This is a genomic window from Enterobacter sp. IF2SW-B1 (genome assembly GCF_001743375.1).
In the GTDB taxonomy this organism is placed as follows: Bacteria; Pseudomonadota; Gammaproteobacteria; order Enterobacterales; family Enterobacteriaceae; genus Enterobacter; species Enterobacter bugandensis.
The window spans coordinates 1-427 of the sequence record NZ_MJAA01000273.1; the positions used below are offsets into that span (position 1 = coordinate 1).

Annotated in this window: 1 pseudogene; it reads right to left on the bottom strand. The window is 64.4% G+C overall.

Annotated elements, in window-relative coordinates:
* Nucleotides 1–427 (bottom strand): annotated as a pseudogene (locus A6013_RS24380) (branched-chain amino acid ABC transporter permease); the annotation flags it as partial.

A 427-nucleotide genomic window follows, 5' to 3' on the forward strand; every position in this document is an offset into this window, starting at 1 on the left:
GCAGGATGCCGCCAATCAAGGCACCCCGAAGGTTGCCAAAGCCCCCCAGCCCGGCGGCGGTAAAGGACTTGATCCCGGGTATAGAGCCCATCGAGAAGCTGGCCTAACCGTAGTTGCTGGCCCTCATTACGCCTGCCCGCGCGGCAACCGCCCCGCCAATGGCAACCGTCAGGGTGATAATGGCGTTTGGGTTAACCCCCATCAGCGTGGCCCCGCGCGGGTTTTCCGCCACGGCGCGCCTGCCGCGCCCCAGGCGGGTGTATTCCACCAGCAGCCAAAGCCCGGTCATCACCGCCAGCGCCAGCGCCACGGTGACAATACCGGTAACGGTCACGATGGCGGGAGGGGGCATTTCACTTCCTGACGTCACGGTAATCGGATCCATGGGCAAGATCTGCGGAAACATCAGCGGGTTGCGCGTCCAGAT